This is a genomic window from Cupriavidus sp. GW822-FHT06G04 (assembly GCF_058799075.1).
The window spans coordinates 502802-508908 of sequence record NZ_JBXALD010000004.1; the positions used below are offsets into that span (position 1 = coordinate 502802).

The following is a 6107-nucleotide window of genomic DNA, read 5'->3' on the forward strand; positions in this document are numbered from 1 at the left end:
GGCGCCTGACCAGGAAGCTTACTGGGCGGCGGCGGCCTTCGAGGCCTTCGTCACCAGCTTTTCCTTGATACGTGCCGACTTGCCCGAGCGCTCGCGCAGGTAGTACAGCTTCGCGCGACGGACGTCACCGCGACGCTTCACTTCGATGCCGGCGATCAGCGGCGAGTACAGCTGGAACGTACGCTCCACGCCTTCACCCGACGAGATCTTGCGCACGATGAAGGAGCTGTTCAGGCCACGGTTACGCTTGGCGATCACCACGCCTTCATAGGCCTGCACGCGCTTGCGGTTACCTTCCACCACGTTCACGTTGACGATAACGGTATCGCCAGGTGCGAATGCGGGGATGGTCTTGTTCGCCGTCAGACGCGCGATTTCTTCCTTCTCGATTTGCTCGAGGATGTTCATCGTTTTCTCCTTAACCATCGTGCCGGCGTTGTATGCCCCAGAACCTTGCTGGGCCCCGGCAGAGGATGGGGTTTTCACTTGGCGGAAGCGAACTCCCGCCCTGCTTTCGTCGCCCACTCCGACAAGAACTTCTCATCGGCCTTGGACAACAATCCTTGCTCGCGCGCCGCCACGATCAGATCGGGACGCTTGCGAGCCGTATTGGACAACGCCTGCTGGCGCCGCCATTTTTCGATTTCGGCGTGATGCCCCCCCAGCAGTACATCGGGGACCCGCACGCCTTCGTATTCTTCCGGCCGCGTGTAGTGCGGACAATCAAGCAGGCCGTTGACGAAACTGTCCTGCACCGCCGACTGCGCATCGCCCAGCACGCCGGGCAGATGCCGCACCACCGCGTCGATCAGCGCCATCGCGGGAAGCTCTCCACCCGACAGCACGAAATCTCCGAGGCTGATTTCCTCGTCCACGCGACGATCGATCAGACGCTGGTCGATGGCTTCATAGCGCCCACACAGCAACACCAGGCCGGGCCGCCGCGACAGCGACATGACCTTCTCGTGCGTCAGTGTGGCGCCTTGCGGCGACATCAGGACAACGTGAGGCTTGTCGACACCGGCCTGCGATTGCGCCGCGCTTGCGGCATCGATCGCGTCTTCCAGCGGCTTGGCCAGCATAACCATGCCGGGGCCGCCGCCATAGGGACGATCATCGATCGTCCGGTAGTTGTCGACAGTAAAATCGCGCGGATTCCAGGTCCGCAAGGCGTAGCGGTCCTGCTTGGCTGCACGGCTGGTAATGCCCCAGTCGGTCAGCGCGCGAAACATCTCGGGAAACAGCGTGATTACGTCGAACTGCATCCGCGCCTCCCTAGACGGAACTTCAGTACTCGAGCCCCCAGTCCACGACAATGCGCCTGGCCGATGTATCGACCGTGCGCAAGTATGCGTCGACAAACGGAATCAGCCGCTCCGCGGCCTTTCCATCCGGCAGCTTGAAAGCCACCTGAAGGATCTGATGGGCGCCGTTGTCGATCAGGCCGGTCACTTCGCCGAGCGCTTCGCCCTGCTCGTTGACCACGGCGCAACCGATGAGGTCGACCCAGTAGAATTCACCTTCTTCCGGCGCGGGAAAATCCTCACGCCGGATCCAGACGCGACGGCCCTTAAGCATTTCAGCCACATTGCGATCCGAAACGCCGGCGGCTTGCGCCACCACGGTACCGCTATGCTCGCGCGACTGGGCAATCTTGACGCTGACCGCTTCGGCAGACTGCGCCGGCGCGGTCATCACGCCTGCCGGCGGCGCACGCAGCAGCCACCAGCGACGGGCATGCAGCAATGCGGAGGCGTCGTCCGCATGCGGATGGACCTTGATCCAGCCCCGGATGCCATATGCCGCACCCACATAGCCGACCTCGATCAGATCGTCAGGAAGGCTATTTGTGTCCAGCAGTGCGGCAGGCAGCTTCGCCTCGCGGGCAGCGGCGCCAGATTGCGCGGCAGCACCCGAAAGATTCAGCGGCTTACGGCCGGTGGCGTTGCCAGTCACGTTGCAGAGAGCGTCAGTTATGCATCAAGCGCACCCGAACCGGTACGCCTTAAAGCTATCAGGCAGCAGCCTTGCCAGCTTGCTTGACCAGACGAGCAACGGTCGGCGACAGCTGGGCGCCAACGCCTTGCCAGTAGGCCAGACGGTCTTGCACCAGGCGCAGGCCTTCTTCCTTGTCGGAAGCCAGCGGGTTGTAGAAGCCAACGCGCTCGATGAAACGGCCATCGCGACGGTTGCGCGAATCGGTAGCAACGATGTTGAAGAACGGGCGCTTCTTGCTGCCGCCGCGAGCCAGACGGATTACGACCATGTTAATTCCTCGAAAAAACGGGGGTGTGCGAACACGAAACGCAAGAGTATAGCCCACTTCGGGACCCCGAACAAACTCTTAGGGCTTTTCGCTATCTCCTCGGCCGCCGGTGCGCCGCCAGCGCAACATCGACGCAAGCCCGCCGTGGCGAAAATGGTGACAGTGCTTGGCTCATGCAACGAATACGACACATCGAGTCGCGCATCGTCGAAGGCGCCCCCACGCATGGCAGGGCGTCAGTAGTATGCGGCAGAGCCTAAGTGCCCGACGCCGGCGGCAGACGCATCGAAGTTGGCAAAAATGACGAAACAATCCGTTACACCGGTAACGCGATTCGAATAGGCCATCCCAGGCTGCCTGCGTACCATGAATCCAACGCCTGACTCATCACCTGCTACAGGACATTGGAAATCCACATGCTTACCCGCCCCCACCTGCGCTGTCTGGTGGCTGGTACCGTGGCCGTCATCGGCCTGGTTGGCTCCATCGCCACCAGCCACGCACAAATCGCCTTCTGGCACCATGCGCGCGCCGACAACTCGGTGCGCATGGGACGGGGCGGCGGCTGGGACATGGCCAGCGTGCGCGCGGAAAACCGCGACCACGTCCAGGCTCAGATCGACCGGATGGAACAGCGCGCGCGCAACGACGACCGGCTGAGCGGACGCCCGCAAGGCCCTGGCGGGCGAGACGACGACCGCTTCGCGCGCCAACCCGGCGGCGTCGATCGCAACAGCCCCGGCGATGCTTCGTTGCGCGGCACGGAGGTCCGCCCGTCCGGCGTCGGCCCCGGCTGGCAGGCGCGCGGTCGCGACGGCGGCCGCTAGTCCGCCGCTTATCGCCTACTAGTTAGCTCTGGTTTGCCTCTGAAAGTGGCCGGAATCCCGGCCATTTCTGCATTCCGATTCTCAAAGCTGCTGCGTTGCACCCGTATGCGCGCGCCGGGCCTTCGTGGCCGTGAGACATGCTGCCACCGCATGGCGCCAGCGTACAATGTGCGCCGATGCCGTCGGCATCCACGCGATTCCGAGATTGCCTGCCTACGATGCCTGCCGCCAGCCAAGCCCCCACCGTTGCCCGCACCACCGCCCATCGCTCGGGCAGCAAGTCAAAATTGATCACCGTCGCACTGGCGTTCCTGCTCGGCAGCCTCGGGGCGCATCGGTTCTATCTGCGCGGGCTTGGCGACAAGTTTGGCTGGGCGCATCTGCTCGCGACGCTGGCCGGTGTGATCGGCATTGCTTCGCTGGTTCTTGGCACCGGCAGCGCGGCATTGAACTGGACCTTCGCGGTAGCCGGCGGCGCGTCGATGATCGCTGCATTCCTGACTGCCATCGTGTTCGGCCTGCGCCCCGACGATCAATGGGACGCGCGTTACAACCCTGAAGGACGGCCCACACGCTCGGGCTGGCCGGTCGTGATTCTTGTGATTCTCTCGTTGATGATCGGCACAGGGCTGTTGATGGCCGGCCTTGCCATCAGCTTCCAGACTTTTTTTGAATCCCAGGTAGAAGCCGCCAAGGCGCTCTCGCAGGAATAACGGGCGCGGCTCGCCGATGCATTTCGACCTGCTCGACATTGCGGTGTTTGTACGCGCCGCCGCACTGGGCAACCTGTCCGCCGCGGCCCGCGACCTGGCGTTGTCGACATCGACGGCAAGCGCCAGATTGCAGCGCCTCGAAGAACAACTGGGTGCGCGGTTGCTCCATCGCACCACGCGTCGGCTGTCGCTGACCGGCGATGGCGAGCGATTTCTCGTGCATGCCGAACAGTTGCTGGTGATATCCGAGGCGGCCGCCCAATCGGTGGGCCGCGGCGCCGAAGCCCCACGCGGCCCGCTGCGCGTCACCGCCCCGGCATCGTTCGGCCGCCAGCACGTATCGCCCGCGATTCCCGCTTTTCTGAAGGCATACCCCGACATCACGCTGGACCTGCGCCTGACCGACCAGATCGTGGGACTTGTCGATGCCGGCATCGACGTCGCATTGCGCATGGGCGCACTGCCAGATTCGTCGCTGGTTGCGCGGCCGCTGGCGCCAAGCCGGCGTGTAATCTGTGCATCGCCCGACTATCTTGGCCGTCACGGCACGCCGTGGCATCCCGAAGACCTGCGCAAGCACAACTGCCTGGTGCTGGGCGATCAATCTACATGGCGATTCGACACCCCGGTCGGCGAACACGCGGTGGCGGTGCATGGGAATCTGCGCGTCGACAACGGCGAAGTGATACGCGACGCGATTCTTGCAGGCATGGGGATCGCGCTGAAATCGACTTGGGATGTCGCGCCCTATCTGCAACGTGGCGACTTGGTCAGTTTGCTGGACGAGTATCCGGTGCTGCCGGCCGTTTCGATCTGGGCCGTCTATCCCAGCCGACACCTCGTGCCGGCCAAGACGCGCGCTTTTGTCGACTTCTTCGCCGACTGGTTTGGCTCCCCACCCTATTGGGACCGCGGCCATCCTTCCACGCCGCCGCAAATCGCCCATACTGCTTAGGTTCCCGCAACCCGTAACATGCGGCTCCGCCCTCGGGCAGCGCTGCGAAGGAGCTGCAGATGGATCATCCGGCTTACGAAGAAGGACGCCTTGCGGCCATCGCCGTGAGGCTGGCGATGTCGTCGGGATTGGCACCCGCCAACGCACGCGCCGCGTTGGAGCTGGCGTGTCGCATGATCGACGACGCTCAGGCACAACCGGACGGCGCGGCGGCATCGTCCCGTCCATCCCACCTATCACATGCACCCCTCGCACCCGCTCAGAAAAGCGAGCCTTGCCCGACGTCAGCCGCGCGCGACCGCGTGGGCCTCGGTGGCGGGCGGAATTGCGAGGTATCGAGCTCGAAACGGTTGTAGCGGAAACCGAGCCGATCCGCCGTTTTATAGAAACGCTGGCGGATCAAGTCCGCCCAGATTCCCGTGCCGCGCATGCGCGAAGCGAAATCGGCGTCGTAATCCTTACCGCCACGCATTTCGCGCACGCGGTTCATGACCCGCTCGGCACGGTCCGGAAAATGCGCCTGCAGCCATTCCTGGAACAGCGGGCGCACCTCCCACGGTAATCGCAACACGATGTAGTTGGCATACACCGCGCCCGCCTCGCGAGCGGCCTCGAGGATCCGTTCGAGATCAGGCTCCGTAATGAACGGGATGAGCGGCGCCACGCTGACGCCAACCGGCACACCCGCGTCGGTCAATTCGCGGATCGTGCGCAAGCGGCGTGCGGGCGTCGCGGCACGCGGTTCCAAGGTGCGTGCGATGTCGGCATCGAGCGTGGTGATCGTGACGGCGGCCACCGCTAGGCGCCGGGCAGCCATTGGCGCAAGCAGGTCGACATCGCGTTCGATCAGCGACGACTTCGTGATAAGCGCAACAGGGTGATCGGTCTCATGCAGAACCTCGAGGACGCTGCGCGTGATGCGTTGCGTACGCTCGATCGGTTGATAGGCGTCGGTATTGACGCCCAGCGCGATGGTCTGGCACTGATAGGACGGCCGCGAGATTTCCTCGCGCAGCCGCTGCGCCGCATTGGCCTTGGCGTACAGTTTCGATTCGAAATCGAGTCCCGGAGACAGATCGAGATACGCATGCGTCGGCCGCGCGAAGCAGTAGATACAGCCACGCTTTATACGTCAAGCTCTTTGTTCACCTCGAAAGCTCCTGTGCCAACACTGGGTTCCGGGCGGTTTCGGAGCTTTTGACCTTTCCGGGCACCTCGTCTCGTCTGTGCGCGTGTTCAGCAAACCGAAGGTTGTTATCTACCGCTCAATGTCGCGGTAGGAATGCCCATTACTGGGCACCCCCCGCACAGATCCCGGCGTGCGCGATTCGCGCACCGGGCTCCTG

The 6107-nt window shown here is 63.6% G+C and carries 7 protein-coding genes and 1 pseudogene; 3 read left to right on the top strand and 5 right to left on the bottom strand.

Annotated features, from left to right (window positions below; genetic code table 11):
- Positions 1–18: 18 nt before the first annotated feature.
- The 4 genes from rplS to rpsP all read right to left on the bottom strand — a co-directional run bounded on the left by rplS (position 19) and on the right by rpsP (position 2266).
- Positions 19–408 carry a 50S ribosomal protein L19 gene (rplS, locus tag AC1RKI_RS12835; RefSeq protein ID WP_061958786.1) on the bottom strand — a complete coding sequence of 130 codons (390 nt, stop codon included), beginning with the start codon at positions 406–408 and terminating at the stop codon, positions 19–21.
- Positions 409–482: 74 nt separating this feature from the next.
- Positions 483–1265, bottom strand: a complete 783-nt coding sequence (trmD, locus tag AC1RKI_RS12840) for a tRNA (guanosine(37)-N1)-methyltransferase TrmD (protein WP_244786871.1) — start codon at positions 1263–1265, stop codon at positions 483–485.
- A gap of 22 nt (positions 1266–1287) precedes the next feature.
- Complete coding sequence (rimM, locus tag AC1RKI_RS12845) at positions 1288–1956, bottom strand: ribosome maturation factor RimM (protein WP_492795547.1); 669 nt, start codon at positions 1954–1956, stop codon at positions 1288–1290.
- A 58-nt stretch (positions 1957–2014) separates the two neighbouring features.
- The gene (rpsP, locus tag AC1RKI_RS12850) at positions 2015–2266 is read right to left on the bottom strand and encodes a 30S ribosomal protein S16 (RefSeq protein ID WP_061958789.1); all 252 of its coding nucleotides are present in this window, start codon (positions 2264–2266) and stop codon (positions 2015–2017) included.
- A gap of 416 nt (positions 2267–2682) precedes the next feature.
- Between rpsP and AC1RKI_RS12855 the strand changes: the two genes are divergently transcribed.
- The 3 genes from AC1RKI_RS12855 to AC1RKI_RS12865 all read left to right on the top strand — a co-directional run bounded on the left by AC1RKI_RS12855 (position 2683) and on the right by AC1RKI_RS12865 (position 4761).
- Positions 2683–3093 (top strand): hypothetical protein, encoded by a 411-nt coding sequence (locus AC1RKI_RS12855; protein WP_061958790.1) that lies wholly within the window; start codon positions 2683–2685, stop codon positions 3091–3093.
- 218 nt (positions 3094–3311) lie between these two features.
- Complete coding sequence (locus AC1RKI_RS12860; RefSeq protein ID WP_150979408.1) at positions 3312–3806, top strand: NINE protein; 495 nt, start codon at positions 3312–3314, stop codon at positions 3804–3806.
- A gap of 16 nt (positions 3807–3822) precedes the next feature.
- Positions 3823–4761 carry a LysR family transcriptional regulator gene (locus tag AC1RKI_RS12865; RefSeq protein ID WP_492795550.1) on the top strand — a complete coding sequence of 313 codons (939 nt, stop codon included), beginning with the start codon at positions 3823–3825 and terminating at the stop codon, positions 4759–4761.
- Positions 4762–5020: 259 nt separating this feature from the next.
- On the opposite strand, the pseudogene AC1RKI_RS12870 reads toward AC1RKI_RS12865, so the two are convergent.
- Positions 5021–5887, bottom strand: a pseudogene (locus AC1RKI_RS12870) (PA0069 family radical SAM protein); the annotation flags it as partial.
- Between the last annotated feature and the right edge of the window lie 220 nt (positions 5888–6107).